Origin of the sequence: Janibacter massiliensis (genome assembly GCF_900289115.1) — a bacterium.
Lineage (GTDB): Bacteria > Actinomycetota > Actinomycetes > Actinomycetales > Dermatophilaceae > Janibacter_A > Janibacter_A massiliensis.
Genome location: NZ_LT985196.1, coordinates 1,561,522 through 1,580,708 on the forward strand (window position 1 = coordinate 1,561,522; position 19,187 = coordinate 1,580,708).

A 19,187-nucleotide genomic window follows, 5' to 3' on the forward strand; every position below is an offset into this window, starting at 1 on the left:
TCGGGTGGGAGACTTCCCCCCATGACCGTCCGACCGATCGTCATCTCCGGCGACCCCGTCCTCCACCGCCGCGCCGAGCCCGTGAGCGAGGTCGACGACGGGATCCGCAGCCTCGTCGAGGACATGTACGAGACCCAGACCGCCGCCCGCGGCGTCGGCCTGGCCGCCCCCCAGATCGGCGTCGGCCTGCGGATCTTCACGTGGGACATGCGCAACTCGGACGGCGTCCCCACCGTCGGCCACGTCATCAACCCCTTCGTCCGCTTCTCGAAGCCGCCCGCCGGTGCCCCCGACCGGCACGAGGAGTCAGAGGGCTGCCTGTCCGTCCCCGGCTACTCCTTCCCACTCCGCCGGGGAGAGCGCGCGGAGGTCACCGGGACGGACGTCGACGGCAACGAGGTCTCCTTCACCGCCACCGGCTGGTTCGCGCGGTGCATGCAGCACGAGTACGACCACCTCAACGGCTTCCTCTACGTCGACCGTCTCGACGAGCGGTGGGGTCGCAAGGCCCGCAAGGCCGTCAAGGCCGAGGGCTGGGGCGTCCCCGGGCACTCGTGGATGCCCGGCGTCGACCGCGACCCCTTCGGGCACGACGACGTCGACCCGGACGAGGTCGACCCCGACGACGTGGACCCCGACGACGTGGCCGCCGCCGACGAGCGCCCGGACGAGACGCCGTCCGCCCGGGGGTGAGCCCCGCGCCGCTCCTCGTCGTCCTCGGCCCGACGGCGACGGGCAAGAGCGACCTCGGGATCGCCGTGGCCGAGCGGCTCGGGGGAGAGGTCGTCAACGCCGACGCGATGCAGCTCTACCGGGGCATGGACGTCGGCACGGCGAAGGTCCCCGCGGATCGGCGCCGGGTGCCCCACCACCAGCTCGACGTCCTCGACGTCACGCAGGAGGCGACGCTCGCGGGCTACCAGGCCGCCGCACGGGCCGATGTCGATGCGATCCGTGCCCGGGGCGGTGTCCCCGTCCTCGTGGGCGGCTCGGGCCTGTACCTGCGCGCGGTGACCGACGACCTCGTCATCCCGCCGACCGACGCCGACGTGCGTGCGCGGCTGGAGGCGGAGGCGGCTCGCGTCGGCACCGCAGCCCTCCACGCGCGGCTCGCCCGGCTCGACCCGGCCGCGGCGACCGCGATCCTGCCGACCAACACCCGTCGGGTGGTGCGGGCGCTCGAGGTCGTCGAGCTCACCGGTCGCCCGTACTCGGCGACGATGCCCGACCGCACCTTCCGCGGACCGACGCTCCAGCTCGGGCTCCGCCTGCCCCGCGAGGACCTCGACGCCCGCGTCGACGCGCGGGTCGAACGGATGTGGGCGACCGGCATCCTCGACGAGACCGCCCGGCTCCTCGCGGCCGGCCTGCGGGAGGGACGTACCGCGCCGCGGGCCATCGGGTACGCCCAGGCGGTGGCGCAGCTCGACGGGTCGCTCGAGCAGCGGGAGGCGATCGAGGACACCCAGCGGGCGACCCGTCGTCTCGTCCGCCGGCAGGAGTCGTGGTTCCGGCCGGACCCGCGCACGCGGTGGCTGCCCGCCGACGCCCCCGACCTCCTCGACCGAGCGCTCGCCGTGATCGACGAGTCCGGGATGATGGGGGCATGAGCGACGGCATCCGGTTCACCAAGGGCCACGGCACCGAGAACGACTTCGTCCTGATCCTCGACCGGGACGGGACCCGGGACCTCAGCCCCAGCCAGGTCGTCGCCCTCGCCGCCCGCCGGGCGGGGATCGGCGGCGACGGGGTCATCCGGGTCGTCCCCACCCGGTTCGCCACCGACGAGCACGTGCGCGCGCTCGCCGAGCGGGCGCCGTGGTTCATGGACTATCGCAACGCCGACGGCTCGCCCGCTCAGATGTGCGGGAACGGCACCCGGGTCACCGCCGAGCTCCTCGCCCGCGAGGGCCTCGTCGACGACGAGGTCGTGCTCGCCACCCGCGCCGGTGCCCGGACCGTCGTGCGCGACCCCCGCGGCTGGCGCACGAGCATGGGCCGGTGGTCCTTCGGTGACGAGGCGACCGCCCGCGCCGACGGCTTCGACGCGCTCGTCCACCTCGACCCGGGTCAGCCGTACTCGGCGCTCTCCCTCGATCTGGGCAACCCGCACACCGTCGTCGCCCTGCCCGAGACCGTCGACCTCGACTCGGTCGACCTCACGGTGGCCCCCGAGGTGCGCCCGACTCCCCTGGAGGGCGTCAACGTCGAGATCGTCCGGCCCCTCGGGCCCGGGCACCTGTCGATGCGCGTCCATGAGCGCGGTGTCGGTGAGACGCGGTCGTGCGGGACGGGTGCCTGCGCCGCGGCCCTGGCCATGCGCTTCTGGGCGGGCGAGCCGGACGGTGCCGACCGGTGGACCGTCGACGTGCCCGGCGGCCGCCTCGAGGTCACCGTCCGCGGGGACGAGGTCGAGCTCGCCGGCCCGGCCGTCCTCGTCGCCGACGGCACCAGCCCGCTCGTCACGGGCTGACCGTCCGCGTCACCGAGTCACGCGCAGGACGCGGAACCCCTTCGAGGAGGCGACCCGCTCCGTCGGCAGCGCCAGCTCCTCGGTGATCCACCGCTGGAGGGAGTCGGCCCCGAGGTTCTTGCCGACGACGAGCCATGCCTGCCCCATCGGCGTCAGTCGGGGCAGCCAGCTGCGGAGCAGCTCGTGCAGCGCCGCCTTGCCGATGCGGATCGGCGGGTTCGACCAGATCTCCTCGAAGCGCAGCTCCGGGTCGACGTCACCGGGAGCGCACGCGACCACCGAGTCGAGGCCGAGCCGGGCGGCGTTGCGGTGCGTCAGGTCGACCGACCGCGCGTTGACGTCGACGGCGACGACGTGGGCGTCGGGGGAGCGAAGGGCGAGGGAGAGGGCGATCGGTCCCCAGCCGCAGCCGAGGTCGAGGATCGCGCCGGTCGGCACCGGGTCGGGTGCCTCCTCGAGGAGGATCGCCGTCGCCTTGTCCAGGCCTCCGGGCGAGAAGATCCCCGGCGCGGTCTCGACGACGACCTCGCGCCCGGCCAGCCGCACGGTGCGCTCGACGCGCTCGTCCGGCGACGCGGGGTCGGCGGTGAAGTAGTGGTCCGGCACGCCGCTCACCCTAGGGCCGGGCGACGGCCCGTCAGAGCACGTCGTCGTCGACCCAGTCGAGGGTCCGGGCCACGGCCTTGCGCCAGTTGCGGAACAGCCGGTCGCGCTCCGACGTCGGCATCTGCGGGGTCCACCGCCGGTCCTCGGCCCAGTTCGCCGTGATCTGGTCGGTGCTCTCCCAGTAGCCGACCGCGAGCCCCGCGGCGTAGGCCGCCCCCAGCGCGGTCGTCTCGGCCACCTCGGGGCGGACGACGTCGACGCCGAGCATGTCGGCCTGGAACTGCATGAGCAGGTCGTTGACGACCATCCCGCCGTCGACCTTCAGCTCGGTGAGCTCCACCCCGGAGTCGGCCCGCATCGCCTCGATCACCTCGGCGGTCTGGAACGCCGTCGCCTCGAGGACGGCGCGGGCCAGGTGCCCCTTCGTCACGTATCGGGTGAGCCCCACGAGCGCACCCCGGGCGTCCGGGCGCCAGTGGGGCGCGAACAGTCCCGAGAACGCGGGCACGAAGTACGCGCCGCCGTTGTCCTCCACGGACAGCGCGTGCTCCTCGATCTCGGCCGCGGTCGAGATGAGGCCGAGGTTGTCGCGGACCCACTGCACGAGGGAGCCGGTGACCGCGATCGAGCCCTCGAGCGCGTAGACCGCCGGGGCGTCGCCGAGCTGGTAGCACACCGTCGTCAGCAGCCCGTTCGCGCTCGGCACCGGCTCGGTGCCGGTGTTGAGGAGCATGAAGTTGCCCGTGCCGTAGGTGTTCTTCGCCTGGCCCGGCTCGAGGCAGGCCTGGCCGAACGTCGCGGCGTGCTGGTCCCCCAGGATTCCCGCGACGGGGACACCGTCGAGGATGCCCGGGCGGCACGTGCCGTACTCCTGCGAGCTCGAGGCGATCGTCGGCAGCATCGACCGGGGGATCCCGAGCTCGGCGACGATGTCCTCGTCCCACGCGAGCGTCCGCAGGTCCATCATCAGCGTCCGCGAGGCGTTGGTGACGTCCGTGACGTGGACCCCGCCGTCCGGCCCGCCCGTGAGGTTCCACACGAGCCACGAGTCGATCGTCCCCATGAGCAGGTCGCCGGCCTCGGCCCGCTCGCGGGCACCCTCGACGTTCTCGAGGATCCACGCCACCTTCGGGCCGGCGAAGTACGTCGCCAGGGGCAGCCCGGTCGTCGCGGCCCAGCGCTGCTCGCCGCCGTTGCGGGCGAGCCGGTCGACGATGCCCTGGGTGCGGGTGTCCTGCCAGACGATGGCGTGGTGGACCGGCTCTCCCGTCCGGCGGTCCCAGACGACGACCGTCTCGCGCTGGTTGGTGAGGCCGACGGCCGCGACGGCGCTGCTCGGCAGGTTGGCCCGGGCCAGAGCGCCACCGACGACGGTCCGGGTGGTGCGCCAGATCTCCGTCGCGTCGTGCTCGACCCATCCGGCGCGGGGAAGGATCTGCGCATGCTCGAGCTGTGCACTGGCGACCGGCTTCCCCGTGGGGTCGAAGACGATCGCCCGGGTGCTCGTCGTCCCCTGGTCGATCGCGAGGACGTGCTGGGCCGGCGTCATCGGCGGGCTCCTCTCTGCAGGCGGCCGAGGGTGGTCTCCCACGGCGCGGCGAACACCCCGAACGCCGGGGGGCAGACGGGTTGGTGGTCATGGGGCACCCCGCGCCCGGCGATGATCCGGCGGTAGGCCTCGACCCCGTCGGTCGGCACGCGGGTCAGGTCGCCGTCGCGGACCTCGACCCGCCACAGCGCGAACCGCGGGCGGTACGAGCCCCACTCGTAGTTGTCGGTGAGCGACCAGTGGTTGTACCCGATGACCGGGATCCCCTCGGCGATCGCCAGCTGAATCTGACGGACGTGGTCCGCCAGGTGCTGCCCGCGGGTGATGCCGTCCGCGCGCGGACGCCCGTCGTCGGTCGGCATCCCGTGCTCGACGATCCAGATGGGCAGACCGGGGAACTTCTTGGCGTAGATGCGCAGCATGTAGCGCAGGGACTCCGGCTGCGGCGTGATCGACCGGTAGTGCCCGATCGTGTCGCGCCAGACGGTGAGGTCGTCCAGGCTCAAGCCGTAGTAGTAGTCGATGCCGACGAAGTCCAGGGTGTCCCGGCACCGGTCGACGAACCACGAGTCGGTCAGGTGGTGCAGCGGTGCGGGCACGCAGGCGAGGTTGCTCGACACCATGCACCCGGGATCGACCTCGTGGGCGATCGCGTACGCGCGCTGGTGGCACTCGAGCAGACGGGCCTGCATCGTCCGGCGCTGCGCGCGGCTCAGCCGCCGGTTGCGTCGCTCCCCGTCGAGGTAGAAGGAGGGTTCGTTGATCGTGATCCACGTGACCCCGCGCCCGGCGTACCGCTGCAGCACCCGCTCGGCGTGCGCCAGCCAGGCATCGACGATCCCGTTCCAGTCCCAGCCCCCGCGCCCGAGCACCCACCCCGGGTAGACCCGGTGGTCGATCGTGATCATCGCCCGCAACCCGTGGCGGTCGAGCTCGTCCATGACCGCGTCGTAGAACGCCCAGCCCTCCTCGGAGAGGACACCGGGCGCCGGTTCGGTGCGGGCCCACTCGAGCGAGAACCGGAAGGTGTCGACGCCCAGGGAGGCGGCGAGCGCGATGTCCTGCGCGTACCGTCCCGCGAAGTCCGGCCCCGTCCCGAACGGCTCCCGGATCATCGGCGCGCGGCTGCTCTCGTGGCGGGTCCAGTTGCTGTCGGGGGAGCGTCCCTCCGCCTGGTACCCCGACAGCGCCACGCCCCAGCGGAAGTCCTCGGGCAGGGGAGGGGCCGGAGCGGCCGGCGGCACCCGCCGCCGGGCCGCCTCCGTCACCCCGGCGGCGCCGAGCAGACCTGCGGCGACCGCGACGAGGGGCAGGGCGTCCTTGACCATGCGGGGCATCCTCGCAGCCCCGGCACCCCCATGGGTGGGTGGACCACCTACCGTTGGCACGTCCGCCTCCCGCGACGCCCCGGACCGACCCGGCGGCCGCTCCGGGACCGACCCCCGGGAGCCGATCGTGCCGCGCGCCACCGCCCTCGACCCCACCTACCGCGCCGCTGCGTGGCGGGAGCTGACCACGGCCGACCCGCTCGACGTCCTCGTCGTCGGCGGAGGCGTCACGGGCGCCGGCGTCGCGCTCGACGCCGTGACGCGCGGCCTGCGGGTCGGGCTCGTCGAGCAGCGCGACCTGGCCTCGGGCACCTCGTCCCGGTCGAGCAAGCTCTTCCACGGCGGGGTCCGCTACCTCGAGCAGATGAACTTCGGGCTCGTCCGCGAGGCGCTGCGCGAGCGGGAGCTCATGCTCACCCGGCTGGCGCCGCACCTCGTCCGCGCAGTGTCCTTCCTGTACCCGCTCGAGCGCGGGTGGGAGCGGCCGTACGTCACGGCGGGCCTCACGCTCTACGACCAGATGGGCGGGGAGCGGTCCGTCCCCGGCCACCGACAGCTGAGCCGCGCGCGCGTCAAGCAGGTCGCGCCGGGGCTGCGTGACGGCGCGCACCAAGGCGGCCTGCTGTACCACGACGCGCAGGCCGACGACGCCCGGCACACCCTGACCGTGGCCCGGACTGCCGCGACCTACGGCGCATCGATCCTCACCTCCGCCCAGGTCGTCGGCCTGCTCGAGGACGGCGAGCGGGTCGTCGGCGCCACGGTGCTCGACGTCGAGACGGGGGAGGAGCACCAGGTCCGGGCCTGCTGCGTCATCGTCTGCGCCGGGGTGTGGACGGACGCGGTGCAGTCCCTCGTCGGCGGTGACCTCCCGTTCCGGGTGCGGGCCTCGAAGGGGGTCCACGTCGTCGTGCCGCGCGACCGCATCGACTCCTCGACCGGCCTCATCCTGCGCACCGAGTCCTCGGTCCTCTTCTGCATCCCGTGGGGCTCCCACTGGCTCATCGGGACGACGGACACCGACTGGTCGCACGACCTCGCGCACCCCTCGGCGACGCGCGCCGACGTCGACTACCTGCTCGCCGAGATCAACGAGGTGCTCGCCCGCCCGCTCGTGCCGGAGGACGTCGAGGGGGTCTTCGCCGGTCTCCGACCGTTGCTCGCCGAGGGCGACGACGAGGGCAGCACGGCGTCGTTGAGCCGCGAGCACGCCGTGGCCCGGACCCGACCCGGGCTCGTCTGCGTCGCCGGCGGAAAGTACACGACCTACCGGGTCATGGCCAAGGACGCGGTCGAGGCGGCGTCGGAGGACCTCGACGACACCCTTCGGGAGTGCATCACCGACGAGGTGCCCCTCATCGGTGCCGATGGCTACCGCGTCCTGGTCAACCAGGCCGAGCGGATCGCGCGCGACCACGGGCTCCCCGTGTGGCGCGTCCAGCACCTTCTCGATCGGTTCGGGGGGCTGGTCGACACCCTCCTCGACCTGGGCGCGGCCGACCCGACGCTCCTGGCGCCCGTGCCCGGCGCCCAGGAGTACCTGCAGGTCGAGATCGTCCACGCCGTGACCCACGAGGGTGCCCTGCACCTGGAGGACGTCCTGTGCCGTCGGACCCGGATCTCCATCGAGGAGCGCGACCGCGGGGTCGCCGCGGCCCCGGCCGTCGCCGAACTCATGGCGCCCCACCTCGGGTGGGACGAGGAGGCGCGTGACCGGGAGGTCGCCGCCTACCTCGCCCGGGTGGAGGCCGAGCGGCTCAGCCAGGTGATGCCGGACGACGCCTCGTCGGACGCCGCCCGGCTCGCCGCGCCGGAGGTGCGGGAGGTGCGCCCCCTCAGCCGGTGATCTTCCGCGACACCGCGCGGCCGGCGATCCGCAGCTTGTCGCGGGTCGGGAAGCGCTTGAAGTTCGTCTTGATGATTCCTTGGGTGAACGTCGAGCTGCGCGAGTAGTCGATGTGCACGTCGACGACGACGGGGCGGCCTTCGGCAGCGAGCGTGTGCGCCCGGTCGACCGAGGCGGCCAGGTCGTCGGCCCCGGTGATCCGGATGAGCTCCGAACCCGTCGCGGCGGCGAGGTGCTCGATCGCCATCGTCGGCATGACCGTGCACGTCTTGCGGTTGTAGGGCAGTGCCTGGGCCTGGGCGATCTGCGCGAGCTCGCCGTCGTCGAAGACGTAGACGACGAGGCCCAGGCCGAGGGCGCTCGCCGTCACCAGCTCGGACCCGGTCATCCGGAAGCAGCCGTCGCCGACGAAGGTGACGACCTCTCGGCCGGGGTGGGCGAGCGCGGCGGCGATGCCCGCCGGGACGGCGTACCCCATGGCGTTGAAGTCCGTCGGGGAGATGAAGTCGCGGGTCCCGCGCAGCGGCCACAGCTCGGCGGCCAGGAAGGTGTGGTTGCCGTCGTCCACGGTGGTGAGGCAGTCGTCGCCCACCCGGGCGTCGACGGCGTCGAACAGGGCTGCGGGGTTGACGCGATCCCCGCTGTCGTGGGTGAGGAAGTCGGCGCGGTACGACGCCTTCCGCTTCGCGATCTCCGCCGCCAGCGTCTGGGCCCGCTCGCCCGCGCGTCCGGCGCGGCCGGACACCCGCTCCAGCAGCGCCGGCACGATCGCCGCCGCGTCGCCGACGAGGCCGATGCGGGCGGGGTAGTTCCGGTCGATGACGGCCGGGTCGATGTCGACGTGGACGAGGTTCCTCGGCGGGTCGATGCCGAACGAGCCCGTGGCGATCTCGCCGAACCGGGCACCCACGGCGAGCATGGCGTCGTGCCCCTCGGCGGCCTCGCGCGCCGACGGCACCGCGGCGGGTCCGAAGCAGAACCCGGCGTGCAGCGGGTGGTCGTGGGGGAACGTGGCAACACCCTGGAGGGTCGTCACGACCGGCGCGCCGAGCGCCTCGGCGAGCCGCACGAGGTCCTCGCGGGCCCGGCGGGCGCCCCACCCGACGTAGAGGACCGGCTTCTCCGCAGACAGGAGGATCTCGGCGGCCTTGTCGAGCTGGACCGCGGGGGGCAGCGGCGCGGCCGGGGCGGGGACGAAGGGCTCGGGGTCCGGGGCGTCCTCGGCCTGCATCTGGAGGTTGACCGGCAGCTCGACGAGCACGGGGCCGGGGGTGCCCGTGGTGGCGATCCGGTAGGCCTCGTGGATCATCCCGGGAACGTCGGCGACCCGCTCGGCGCGGAACGCGGCCTTCGTCAGGCCCTTGGCGAGCTCGAGCTGGTCCATCTGGTGCAGCTGGTAGCCGAACTCCCCGTCCGAGCGGACCCCGCCGGTGATGACGAGCATCGGGATCCCGTCGAGCATGGCCTCGCCGATGCCGCTCGCAGCGTGGGTGAACCCGGCCGCGGGGACGAGCGCGAGACAGCCGACACCCGACCCGACACGGCTCATCGCGTCGGCCATGAAGCCGCCGTTGAACTCGCTCGTCACGAGGACCGGGGTGATCTTCTCGCTGCGGTCGAGCTCGTCGTAGAGCTCCGTGTTGTGCACCCCGGGGATGCCGAAGGTGTGGGTGACACCGACCTCCTCGAGGGCGCGGACGGCGAGGCTGGCTGCGGTCGTGCGGGGCATGGCGATCCTGTCCTGGGACGGTGGTCGGTCGAGGGTCAGTGGGCGAGGTGGGCGGCGAGGGTCCGCGCGGTGAGGATGCAGCCGCCCAGGAGGGTTCCCTCGAGCGTGCGCTTGCCGTGCATCCCGCCGCCGCCGAAGCCGGTCGACTCCCCGACGGCGTGCAGGCCCTCGATCGGCCGTCCGGCGGTGTCGAGGACCGCGCAGCTCTCGTCGGTGTGGATGCCGCCGAGACTCTTGCGGACGTTCGGGCGCATCCGGATGGCGACCAGCTCGCCCTTCCCGTCCTCGATCGGGTGGAACGCCTTCGTGCGCATCTTGTCGGCCGGGAAGGCGCGGACGGCCCGCAGGGAGACCAGCTGGTCGTCGGTGTAGAGGGACGAGCTCGACTTGATCTCCGCGTCGTACGAGCGGACGTCCTGGGCCATGCCCGCAGTGTCGATCCGGACGCCCGGGGTGACGCTCTCCATCCGGCGGGCGAGCTCCTCGAGCGAGGACGCGGTGACGACGTCCGGGCAGCGGTCGACGAGCGACTGCGGGATCTTCGTCTGGCCCAGGAGGATGTCCTTGGCGATGCCGGGGAGGTTCCTGGTGCGGAAGTTCGGGTTGTAGGTCGCGCCCTGGATGGCGAGCTCCTTGGCGAGGATCGCGCGGTTGAGGACCGCCCAGGAGTGGGTGTAGCCGGACTGCATGACGCGGGAGACGGCGTCACGGGTGTCGTACCCGGCCAGCAGCGGCGGGTCGAAGCGTCGCCCGTCGCCGCGCATCCACAGCGCGCTCTTCATCGGGATGAGCGACAGTCCGTGGCGGTCGTGGTCGCCCGCCCAGTTCGTCACGCCCGCGACGTAGACCCACATGTTCTCCATGTTCGTCAGGGCGGCCCCGAGCTCGACGGCGCGGTCGTGCATGGCGCCGTCGCTCGTCTCCCACACGCCGATGAGGAGGTCCTCGGGCACCTGGTGCCACACGGCCGTGGGCCAGTGCTCGCGGATCTTGTCGATGTTGCCGGTGAACCCGCCGGAGGCGATGACGGTCGCGTCGGCCCGCACCTCGAAGTCGTTGCCCGTGTCGTCGGTGCCCCGAACCCCGACGACACGGCCGCCCTCGGAGAGGATCTCCTCGACGCGGTGCTCGAACCGCAGGTCGAGCCGACCGCCCTCGAGCGGCTCGATCGCCTGGCGCACGCCCGACACGACGGCCGGCCCGCAGCCCCACATGATGTGGAACCGCGGGACCCGGTTGCCCTTGCCCGCGTGGGCCCGCTCCGCCCAGTTGGCGGTCGGGAAGAACGAGAGGCCCAGGTTCTCGAGGAACTCACGAACGTCGGGCACGCACCGCTCGACGTACTTCTTCCCCCAGTGCTGCTGCGTCTCGCTGCCGGGGCCGTACTCGGCGTACGACCGCCAGTCCTCCCACGCCATCTCGGGGGAGTCCTTGACGCGCGCGCGGCGCTGCTCGGGCGAGTCCACGAAGAACCAGCCGCCGAAGGCGTCGCGGGCCTGCCCGCCGAAGCGGTCCCGGCCGTCACCCTCGAGGACGGTGACCCGGCGCCCGGCCCGGACGAGCTCGAGCGCGGTGACCAGACCGCTGATCCCTCCGCCGATGATGACGACGTCGGTGCCTTCCGCTGCGGCCATGCCCGCCTCCGTCCGTTACTGCTCGGTAACCTCGTCCTCAACCTACCCCTTCGGGAACGAGGGCGGTCGAGGCGGTGCCGGGGAGGAACCAGGTCGACCCGCATGCCGTCCGGGTGCGACCATGGGCCGACGATGACGGAACCCGACGAGACCACCCAGGTCCACGAGACCGATGACCACCGGCCCGGCGGAGCGGCACGGCACGGCGGCGAGCCTGCACTGCCACGAGGGGTGCTCGCCCGACGGGCGGCCGCACTCGCCGACCCGCCGACCGACGACAGTTTCCTCGACGACGCGGCGCTCGGCTTCGACGGCGAGCAGCTCGACCGCGAGGACCGCGCGGCGCTCCGGCGCGTCGGTGGGCTGTCGACCGAGCTCGAGGACGTCACCGAGGTCGAGTACCGCGCCCTGCGACTCGAGCGGGTCGTGCTTGCGGGCGTGTGGTGCGACGGCACCGCCGAGGAGGCCGAGAACTCCCTGCGCGAGCTCGCGGCCCTCGCCGAGACGGCGGGGTCGGAGGTTCTGGCCGGCGTCCTCCAGCGGCGCCAGCGTCCCGACCCCGGGACCTACCTCGGGAAGGGTAAGGCCGCCGAGCTGCGCGACATCGTCGTCGCCGAGGGCGCGGACACGGTCGTGTGCGACTCCGAGCTCGCTCCGAGCCAGCGGCGGGCGCTCGAGGACGTCGTCAAGGTGAAGGTCATCGACCGGACCGCGCTCATCCTCGACATCTTCGCGCAGCACGCGAAGAGCAAGGAGGGCAAGGCCCAGGTCGAGCTCGCCCAGCTGCAGTACCTCCTGCCGCGCCTCCGCGGGTGGGGTGAGTCGATGTCCCGGCAGGCCGGTGGCCAGGCTGCCGGTGGTCAGGGCATGGGGTCGCGCGGCCCCGGTGAGACGAAGATCGAGCTCGACCGGCGCCGGATCAACAGCCGGATCGCCAAGCTGCGACGCGAGCTGACCGGGATGAAGACCCACCGGGACACCCGTCGTTCCGCGCGGCGCGCGGGCTCCGTGCCCGCGGTCGTCATCGCCGGGTACACCAACGCGGGGAAGTCGACCCTCCTCAACCGCCTGACCCGGGCCGGGGTTCTCGTCGACAACCAGCTCTTCGCGACGCTCGACACGACCGTCCGCCGGACCGAGACCGAGGACGGTCGGGAGTACACGCTCACGGACACCGTCGGCTTCGTCCGTCAGCTCCCGCACGAGCTCGTCGAGGCCTTCCGCAGCACCCTCGAGGAGTGCGCGGACGCCGACCTGCTCCTGCACGTCGTCGACGGCAGCCACCCGGACCCGGAGGGGCAGATCAGCGCCGTGCGCGCCGTGCTCGCCGACGTCGACGCCGCGGACGTCAAGGAGATCGTCGTCGTCAACAAGGCCGACGTGGCCGCCCCGGACGTCGTCGACCGGATCCTGCGGAACGAGAAGCACTCGATCGCCGTGTCCGCGCGCTCCGGCCGGGGCGTCGACGCGCTGCGGGACCTCGTCGCGCGCGAGCTGCCCCGACCAGAGGTGGAGGTCGACGTCGTCGTCCCGTACGAGCGGGGCGACCTCGTCTCCCGGATCCACGCCGAGGGCGAGGTCCTCACGACCGAGCACGGCGAGGCGGGGACCCGGGTCCGGGCTCGGGTCAACGGAGACCTCGCCGGGGAGCTGGCCGAGCTCGGGTGAGGCGGGCGGGGTTCACCGGTCGGCGAGGACGTCGGCGGTGGGCCTGACACGGATCTGCGGCTCGTAGAGACCCATGACCTGCAGCGCCGCGGCGTGATTGTCGTCGGTGGAACCGGCGCACGCGTCCGGCACGACGGTGACGAAGCGCCCGGCGTCGGCCCCGAGGTCGGCGCGCAGCGGTCTCAGAGACGGCGCAGCGCCGTGACGACGACGACCGCCTGGCCCGCCGCGTCCGAGCCGTCGACGTCGAGCGCGGCCTCGATGATCCAGTCGTGGTCGTCGGCCGGGTCCGAGAGCGTCTGCACGACCGACCACCACCGGCCCGTGCCCGACGGTGGCTCCGGGTGCTCGCGATCGATCCGCACCCACCGGGGGCTGCGGGCGTCGGCGTCCAGGCGGATCTCGTCGTGCTCGTCCCAGTAGGCGCCCAGGGCGGCATCCCAGGCGTCGCGGTCGAGGACACCGTCGAGCTCGCGCAGCCGGTCCTCGTCGAGCGCGGCGAGCGCGTCGACGTCGTCCCGGGCAGCGAGGACGACCCGGCGCCACAGCGCGTTGCGGACCATCGTCTCGAAGACGGCCCCACGTTCGGTGACCGGTCGGGGCGGGCGCGGACCGTCCTGGTGCGCGACCGCTGCCGCCACGGCCGACGGGTCGGCGCCGGAGACGAGCGCCTCCCACTCGTCCAGCAGCGAGGAGTCGACCTGGCGGACGGTCTCCCCGAGCCACTCGATGAGCTGCTCGAGCGCCTCGTCCCGGTGGGCAGCCGGAACGGTCCGCGACAGCGTCCGGTACGCATCAGTGAGGTAGCGCAGGACGAGCCCCTCGGACCGCTGCAGGTCGTAGCGGCTGACGAGCTCGGTGAATGTCGAACCGGTCTCCCACATCTCGCGGACGACCGACTTCGGACCGAGCCCGTCGACCGGCAACCACGGGTGCGTCTCGCGGTAGGTCTCGTACAACGCCTCGAGGAGCTCACGCAGCGGCTGGGGGTGGATGACCTCCTCGAGGAGGACCATCCGCTCCTCGTACTCGATCCCGTCCGCCTTCATGCGGGCGACGGCTTCGCCCCGGGCAGCCCGCTGCTGGGCCCACAGCACCTGGCGGGGCGCCTCGAGGATCGCCTCGACGACGGAGACGACGTCGAGGGCGTGGTCGGGGGAGTCGGGGTCCAGCGCCTCGAGCGCGGCGACGGCGAAGCTCGCCAGGGGCTGGTTGAGCGCGAAGTCCCGCGGGAGCTCCTGCGTCGTCACGATCGTGCGGCCGTCGCCGTCGGGCACGGGCAGGCGGAGCAGGACCCCCGAGTCGAGCAGGGATCGGCCGAGCCGCAGCGCACGCAGGGCCAGGCGCGTGCGCCCTCGGCGGTCCTCGTGGTTGTCCCGGGTCAGCCGGGCGAGCCGGGCGATCGCGTCCCCGGGTCCCGAGACGACGTCGAGGATCATCGCGTCGGTGATCCGCATCCGGCTCGTCAGCGGTTCGGGCGTGCCGGCGACGAGCTTGTCGAAGGTGTCCTCGGTCCAGACGACGAACCCGTCGGGGGCCTTCTTGCGCTTGTACCCCTTCCGACGCCTCGGGTCGTCCCCGATCTTCGCCAGCGCGCGCTCGTTCTCGATGACGTGCTCGGGTGCCTGGACGACGACGTGACCGCGGGTGTCGAAGCCCGCGCGGCCCGCGCGGCCGGCGATCTGCATGAACTCCCGCACCCGCAGCACGCGGTGGCGTGAACCGTCGAACTTCGTCAGGCCGACGAGCAGGACGGTGCGGATCGGCACGTTGATCCCGACCCCGAGCGTGTCGGTGCCGCAGACGACCTTGAGCAGCCCGGCCTGCGCGAGCTGCTCGACCAGGCGCCGGTAGCGCGGCAGCATCCCCGCGTGGTGGACCCCGATCCCGCGCCGCAGGAGGGCCGAGAGGGCCTTGCCGAACCCGGTGGCGAACCGGTGCCCCGCGATGCGCTGGGCGATCGCGTCCTTCTCCTCCCGGGTGAGGAAGGAGTGCTGCTGGAGGCTCGCGGCGTGCTCGGCCGCGGCGGCCTGCGTCGCGTGGACGACGTAGACCGGCGCCTCCTTCTCCTCGACGAGCCGGGCCAGGCGCTCGTCGAGCGGCTCGAGGGACCACTCGAAGGTCAGAGGCACGGGCCGGGGCGCGTCGTCGACGACAGCCACCCCCCGACCGGTCCGGCGCTCCAGGTCGGTGACGAACCGGTCGACCGGCCCGAGCGTTGCGGACATCAGCAGGAACTGGGCCCCGGTCAGCTCCAGGAGGGGCACCTGCCAGGCCCACCCGCGGTCGGGGTCGGCGTAGTAGTGGAACTCGTCCATGACGACGAGCCCGACGTCGGCGTCGCGGCCCTCGCGCAGGGCGAGGTTGGCCAGCACCTCGGCGGTGCACACGATGATCGGCGCGTCCGGGTTGACCGACGCGTCGCCCGTGAGCATCCCGACGTCGTCGGCGCCGAAGATCGCGCACAGGTCGAAGAACTTCTCCGAGACGAGCGCCTTGATCGGCGCGGTGTAGAACGACACCTCGTCCCTGGCGAGCGCGGCGTGGATCGCGGCGACGGCGACGAGCGACTTGCCCGATCCGGTCGGCGTGGCCAGGACGACGTGCGCGCCGCCGGCGAGCTCGACCGCCGCCTCCTCCTGGTGGGGGTAGAGGGGCGTGCCGCGGGCCTCGGCCCAGGTGACGACGTCCTCGAGGGCCTGCTCGGGACTCGTGCCGCCGCTCCTCCGGGGGAGGCTCGGGGCAGGGGTCGCGGACATCGTGCCCATGCTGTCACGTGCCGCGGCCCGGTCGCCCGAGGGCGCAACCTTTGACAGGGTGGGGCCGTGGCCACGGACAACACCGACGCGACCCGCCCCCCGTCCCCGGAGACCGCCGAGCACCGGCGGCTCGCCGAGGCACCCGGACCCGACGCGGACTGGCGCGTGTGGGGGCCCTACGTCTCCGGCCGGCAGTGGGGGACGGTCCGGGAGGACTACTCCGCGCACGGCGACGCCTGGGAGTTCTTCCCCTTCGAGCACGCCCACACCCGGGCCTACCGCTGGGGCGAGGACGGCATCGCCGGGCTGTCCGACCGCTACGGCTTCCTCAACGTCGCCACCGCGCTGTGGAACGGCAGGGACGACCGGCTCAAGGAGCGCTACTTCGGCCTCACGGGACCGCAGGGCAACCACGGCGAGGACGTCAAGGAGTACTGGTGGCATCTCGACGCCACCCCCACCCACAGCTTCGCCGAGCACCTGTACCGCTACCCGCAGGCGGCCTACCCCTACGAGGAGCTCGTCCGCCGGTCCGCTGAGCGGGGCTACGGCGACCCGGAGCTCGAGCTGAGCGAGCTCGGCCTGCTCGAGGAGAACCGCTTCTTCGACGTCGTCACCCGGCACGTCAAGGCGAGCCCGTTCGACGTCCTCGTCGAGATCGAGGTGACGAACCACGGGCCGGACCCCGCGCCGCTCGTCGTCGCCCCGCAGGTGTGGTTCCGCAACACGTGGGCCTGGGGTCGGGACACCCGGCAGCCGGAGATCCGCAAGACCGTCGTCGGACCGGGCGTCAGCGGCGCGGTCCTGCACCACGAGTGGCTCGGGGGCCACCACGTCGTGGCGGAGGGCGACTGCGAGCTCATGCTGACCGACAACGAGACGAACCAGCTCGCGACCTTCGGCACCGCGCAACGGCAGCCGCAGCACCCGAAGAACGCCATCGACGCCGCGATCGTCCACGGCGACCGTTCGATGCTCGCCGATCGGCGCGGCACGAAGGCGGCCTTCGTCTGGCGGTTCGACGCCATCGCCCCCGGGGCGACCGAGCGCGTCCGGCTCCGGCTCTTCCGCGACGACCAGGGGATCGACCCGGCGCGGGCGTTCGAGGGTCTCGACGGCGCCGCCGGCCTTGTCGCGACCCGCCGTGCCGAGGCGGACGCCTTCTACGCCGCCGTCATCCCCGCGGCGACGAGCGCCGAGGACGCCCACATCGCCCGGCGCGCCTTCGCGGGACTGATGTGGTGCAAGCAGGTCTACCGCTACGACGTGCGGGAGTGGCTCGAGGGCGACCCGGGGCAGGTCCCCCCGCCGGGCGAAAGACGCGCGCCGCAGCCGGCCGGGCGGAACACGTCGTGGGAGACGCTCTCGCTCGCGGACGTCATCTCCATGCCCGACGAGTGGGAGTACCCGTGGTTCGCCACGTGGGACCTCGCGTTCCACTGCGTGGCCCTGGCCCACGTCGACCCCGCTTTCGCCAAGGAGCAGCTCCTGCTGCTGTGCCGCGAGTGGGCGATGCACCCCAGCGGCCAGATGCCCGCTTACGAGTGGAACTTCTCCGACGTGAACCCACCGGTCCACGCATGGGCCGCGTGGCAGGTGTTCTCCATCGACGGGGGCTCGGACCACGACTTCCTCGTCAAGGTCTTCACCAAGCTGCTGCTCAACTTCGGCTGGTGGGTCAACCGCAAGGACGTGGACGGGTCGAACCTGTTCGAAGGCGGCTTCCTGGGGATGGACAACATCGGTCCGTTCGACCGGTCGGCCCCGATGCCCGACGGTCGACGGCTCGAGCAGGCGGACGCGACGAGCTGGATGGCGTTCTTCTGTCTCAACATGCTGCGGATGGCCTGGGAGCTGGCCCGCACGCAGAAGGCGTGGGACGAGACGGCGACGAAGTTCCTCGAGCACTTCCTCCTCATCGCCGAGGCGATGGACAAGATCGGATCGGCGAACATCGCGCTGTGGGACCCCGAGGACGGGTTCTTCTACGACACGGTCATCGACGACTCGGCGGGCCGGACCACGCCGGTCCGGGTGCGCTCGATGGTCGGGCTCCTGCCGCTCATGGCAGTCGCCTGCGAACCGGACTGGGTCGAGACGGACCTGCCCGACTTCACCGCCCGTCGGTCCTGGCTGCTCGAGCGCCGTCCCGACCTCACCGACTCCGTCGTCCACTCCGAGTTCCACGGCATCCCGGACATCACCCTCTCGCTCGTCGACGCCGACCAGTTCCGGCGGGTGCTCGCGACGCTGCTCGACGAGGGGGAGTTCCTCTCACCGTTCGGCATCCGGTCCCTCTCGGCCGCCTACCGCGACGGGCTCACCCTCGACCTCGGCGACACGATGCTCGACATGCGCTACGCCCCCGGCGAGTCCGAGAACGGGATGTTCGGCGGCAACAGCAACTGGCGCGGACCGGTGTGGTTCCCCGTCAACGTGCTCCTCACCGACGCGCTGCGCACGTACGCCGTCGACATGAACCGCGAGCTCGCCGTCGAGTTCCCCACAGGCTCGGGCGCCCACGTGCCCCTCCACGAGGTCGCCCTCGGGCTGGAGCAGCGGCTGATCGACCTCTTCCGGCTCGCGCCGGACGGCCGACGGCCCTCCGACCCGGTCCACGTCCCGTCGGGACCGCTGTGGGGCCAGGCCCACCCGACGTTCAGCGAGTACTTCCACGGGGACACCGGCGCCGGGCTCGGCGCCTCCCACCAGACCGGGTGGACCGCGATGGTCGCCCACCTCGTCTGCACCACCAGCCGCGACATCCACGCAGAGAGGGAGCACGACCGATGAGCCAGAGCACCACCCCGACCCGCCCGCTCGAGGGCAAGGTCGTCGTCGTCACCGGGGGGAACTCCGGGATCGGTGAGGGCATCGTCCGCGAGGCCGCCGCGCAGGGCGCGAAGGTCGTCATCGACTGGGTCAGCAACGAGGAGGCCACCGACCGCATCGTCGCCGACGTCACGGCCGCCGGTGGACAGGCGATCGGGTTCCGGGCCGACGTGAGCAAGGTCGCCGAGCTTCAGGCGCTCGCCGACGCAGCCGTCGAGGCCTACGGCCGGATCGACGTGTGGGTGTCCAACGCGGGCGTCGAGTTCCACCAGACCCTCGAGACGCTCACCGAGGACCGGTACGACCTGCTCATGGACATCAACCTCAAGGGTGCCGTGTTCGGTGCGAAGGTCGCCGCGGCCCAGATGGAAAAGCAGGGCGACGGCGGGGTCATCGTCAACATCACCTCCACCCACGAGGACTGGCCCATGCCCTCGGACCTCGCGTACTGCATCTCCAAGGGCGGGATGCGGATGCTCACCCGGACCGCCGGCGTGGAGCTCGGTGCGAAGGGGATCCGGGTCGTCGGCGTGGGGCCCGGCGCGATCGACACCCCCATCAACGCCGACGACGACGAGAGCGCCAAGGACGCGCTGCGGCAGGCCATCCCGCTGGGGTACATCGGGTCGCCGCTCGACATGGGCAAGCTCGTGTGCTTCGTGGCCTCCGACGCCGCCAGCTACGTCACCGCGACGACGATCATGGCCGACGGCGGTCTCATGCAGAAGCCCGGCGCGGTCTGACCGCACATGAGGGAGTCCTC

General features: G+C 72.7%; 13 protein-coding genes. 7 read left to right on the plus strand and 6 right to left on the minus strand.

Annotated features, from left to right (window positions below; translation table 11 throughout):
- The first annotated feature begins 21 nt into the window (after nucleotides 1-21).
- The 3 genes from def to dapF are packed head-to-tail and all read left to right on the plus strand — an operon-like array spanning nucleotide 22 to nucleotide 2,473.
- A complete protein-coding gene (gene def, locus DAA34_RS07655; RefSeq protein WP_106818317.1) occupies nucleotides 22-693 on the plus strand; it encodes a peptide deformylase in 672 nt (223 codons plus the stop codon).
- Nucleotides 690-1,610, plus strand: coding sequence for a tRNA (adenosine(37)-N6)-dimethylallyltransferase MiaA (gene miaA, locus DAA34_RS07660; protein WP_106818318.1), 921 nt, complete (start codon nucleotides 690-692; stop codon nucleotides 1,608-1,610). Before def ends, miaA begins: the two co-directional genes overlap by 4 nt.
- On the plus strand, nucleotides 1,607-2,473 hold the full coding sequence (dapF, locus tag DAA34_RS07665) for a diaminopimelate epimerase (protein ID WP_106818319.1): 867 nt from the start codon (nucleotides 1,607-1,609) through the stop codon (nucleotides 2,471-2,473). The genes miaA and dapF overlap by 4 nt, the downstream gene beginning before the upstream one ends.
- A gap of 9 nt (nucleotides 2,474-2,482) precedes the next feature.
- Here the strand turns inward: dapF and DAA34_RS07670 are convergent, their stop codons facing one another.
- The 3 genes from DAA34_RS07670 to DAA34_RS07680 are packed head-to-tail and all read right to left on the minus strand — an operon-like array spanning nucleotide 2,483 to nucleotide 5,956.
- Complete coding sequence (locus DAA34_RS07670) at nucleotides 2,483-3,088, minus strand: class I SAM-dependent methyltransferase (protein ID WP_106818320.1); 606 nt, start codon at nucleotides 3,086-3,088, stop codon at nucleotides 2,483-2,485.
- A 22-nt stretch (nucleotides 3,089-3,110) separates the two neighbouring features.
- Nucleotides 3,111-4,628: a glycerol kinase GlpK gene (gene glpK / locus DAA34_RS07675; protein WP_106818321.1), complete on the minus strand. Its 1,518-nt coding sequence runs from the start codon at nucleotides 4,626-4,628 to the stop codon at nucleotides 3,111-3,113.
- Nucleotides 4,625-5,956 carry a family 1 glycosylhydrolase gene (locus DAA34_RS07680; protein WP_199847441.1) on the minus strand — a complete coding sequence of 444 codons (1,332 nt, stop codon included), beginning with the start codon at nucleotides 5,954-5,956 and terminating at the stop codon, nucleotides 4,625-4,627. Before DAA34_RS07680 ends, glpK begins: the two co-directional genes overlap by 4 nt.
- 127 nt (nucleotides 5,957-6,083) lie before the next feature.
- Here DAA34_RS07680 and DAA34_RS07685 point away from each other — a divergent pair, with 127 nt between their 5' ends.
- Complete coding sequence (locus DAA34_RS07685; protein WP_234354163.1) at nucleotides 6,084-7,802, plus strand: glycerol-3-phosphate dehydrogenase/oxidase; 1,719 nt, start codon at nucleotides 6,084-6,086, stop codon at nucleotides 7,800-7,802.
- Here DAA34_RS07685 and DAA34_RS07690 read toward each other — a convergent pair.
- Together DAA34_RS07690 and DAA34_RS07695 are read right to left on the minus strand one after the other, a co-directional pair.
- On the minus strand, nucleotides 7,792-9,531 hold the full coding sequence (locus DAA34_RS07690; protein ID WP_106818323.1) for a thiamine pyrophosphate-binding protein: 1,740 nt from the start codon (nucleotides 9,529-9,531) through the stop codon (nucleotides 7,792-7,794). The genes DAA34_RS07685 and DAA34_RS07690 overlap by 11 nt on opposite strands.
- 35 nt (nucleotides 9,532-9,566) lie before the next feature.
- The gene (locus DAA34_RS07695) at nucleotides 9,567-11,165 is read right to left on the minus strand and encodes an FAD-binding dehydrogenase (protein ID WP_106818324.1); all 1,599 of its coding nucleotides are present in this window, start codon (nucleotides 11,163-11,165) and stop codon (nucleotides 9,567-9,569) included.
- A gap of 132 nt (nucleotides 11,166-11,297) precedes the next feature.
- Here DAA34_RS07695 and hflX point away from each other — a divergent pair, with 132 nt between their 5' ends.
- The gene (gene hflX, locus DAA34_RS07700; protein ID WP_106819952.1) at nucleotides 11,298-12,833 is read left to right on the plus strand and encodes a GTPase HflX; all 1,536 of its coding nucleotides are present in this window, start codon (nucleotides 11,298-11,300) and stop codon (nucleotides 12,831-12,833) included.
- Nucleotides 12,834-13,015: 182 nt separating this feature from the next.
- Here hflX and DAA34_RS07710 read toward each other — a convergent pair whose 3' ends face one another.
- Complete coding sequence (locus DAA34_RS07710; protein ID WP_106818325.1) at nucleotides 13,016-15,592, minus strand: DEAD/DEAH box helicase; 2,577 nt, start codon at nucleotides 15,590-15,592, stop codon at nucleotides 13,016-13,018.
- Nucleotides 15,593-15,658: 66 nt separating this feature from the next.
- On the opposite strand from DAA34_RS07710, the gene DAA34_RS07715 reads away from it, so the two are divergent.
- Together DAA34_RS07715 and DAA34_RS07720 are read left to right on the plus strand one after the other, a co-directional pair.
- Nucleotides 15,659-18,385: an MGH1-like glycoside hydrolase domain-containing protein gene (locus DAA34_RS07715; RefSeq protein WP_106818326.1), complete on the plus strand. Its 2,727-nt coding sequence runs from the start codon at nucleotides 15,659-15,661 to the stop codon at nucleotides 18,383-18,385.
- Nucleotides 18,382-19,167, plus strand: coding sequence for an SDR family NAD(P)-dependent oxidoreductase (locus DAA34_RS07720; protein ID WP_106818327.1), 786 nt, complete (start codon nucleotides 18,382-18,384; stop codon nucleotides 19,165-19,167). The genes DAA34_RS07715 and DAA34_RS07720 overlap by 4 nt, the downstream gene beginning before the upstream one ends.
- Nucleotides 19,168-19,187 lie beyond the last annotated feature (20 nt).